Below are 1,271 nucleotides of genomic sequence, written 5' to 3' on the forward strand. Positions count from 1 at the left end.
AATAAATAAAAATTTAAAATTTTTAAGTTTAGAATATGTAATTAAATGTTTATTTCAGATACATTAATTTTTCCCGACATTAATTTTGGAAGTAATGTATCTCTAAGATTAACTAATTTATTAATTTCTTTATGATTACATTGAATTTCTTTATAAATAATCTCAAATATTTCAGAAATATTTTTTATTTCTGATAAATTTTTTGGTAGTCCTATTTTGAACTTTTTTATCCCTTTTTTATCTAAATGTAATACAGTAGTTCCATTAACATAACCCAAAATATGTTTTTTAAAACTATAACTTTTAAATATTGTTGTTAATAAGAAATTATTAATTTCAGGAATTGTAGATTCAATTTTCACTAAATCCATTGACATTATAAGCTCATTATAATTTTGTTTATCAAGAAGAATTATGCAGTTTCCTATAATATCTGCATCTTGAGTTACATCAGTACAGGAAATCAAAACATCATTTTCATTTATGAAATGATATTCCTTAATTTTATTTGAATAAACAATTTCTTTAAATCCATCGTTTCTAAAACTTCCATCACGATTAAAATTTTTTATTGTAACCATTGCACAATTAGATTCTTGTAATTCATTTCCTTTATATGAATATCCATTATAAATATTGATAATTGATTCCATATTAAGTATTTCCCAATCGTTAGGAATATTTTCTAATTCAAAACTCTCAAAATAATCTTTATACATTATTTTAATTAATTTTCTCAAATTTTTATTTACACACAATGATTTTTGAGTTTAGAATGGAAAACAGTAGAACTAAAATCTATAGCTAATGTTATTATGGGACAATCACCTAAATCAGAATTTTATAATGAAAATCAAGAAGGTATGCCATTTTTACAAGGGAATAAAACATTTGGAGATAAATATCCTTCATTTGAATTATATACAACATCTATTAAAAAAGTTGCTAAGAAAACTAGCGTTTTAATGAGTGTTAGGGCACCAGTAGGTGATTTAAATATTGCTTCTGAAGATATATGTATTGGAAGAGGTATTTGTAGCATTGATATGAAAAATAAAAATAATGAATTTTTATATTATCTTATTAAAGCTAATATTCCCCAGTTAATTAATAAAGAGAGTGGGACTGTTTTTGGATCTATCAATAAGAATGATATTGAAACCTTTGAAATTTCAACTCCAACTAATTTAGAATTACAAAATAAAATAACATTCATTTTAAAGTCCATAGATGATAAGATACATGTTTTAAAAAAGTTAAATAAAAATTTA

General features: G+C 22.3%; 2 protein-coding genes. One reads left to right on the forward strand and one right to left on the reverse strand.

Features of this window, described 5'->3' with window-relative positions:
- Positions 1-41 precede the first annotated feature (41 nt).
- Entirely contained in the window at positions 42-740 is a 699-nt protein-coding gene (locus F3G70_RS11910; RefSeq protein ID WP_223166098.1) for a restriction endonuclease subunit S, read from the reverse strand.
- 24 nt (positions 741-764) lie between these two features.
- On the opposite strand from F3G70_RS11910, the gene F3G70_RS11915 reads away from it, so the two are divergent.
- Positions 765-1,271: restriction endonuclease subunit S (locus F3G70_RS11915; RefSeq protein WP_223166099.1), on the forward strand; the 507-nt coding region annotated here is incomplete at its 3' end.

The organism is Methanobrevibacter millerae (assembly GCF_900103415.1).
In the GTDB taxonomy this organism is placed as follows: Archaea; Methanobacteriota; Methanobacteria; order Methanobacteriales; family Methanobacteriaceae; genus Methanocatella; species Methanocatella millerae.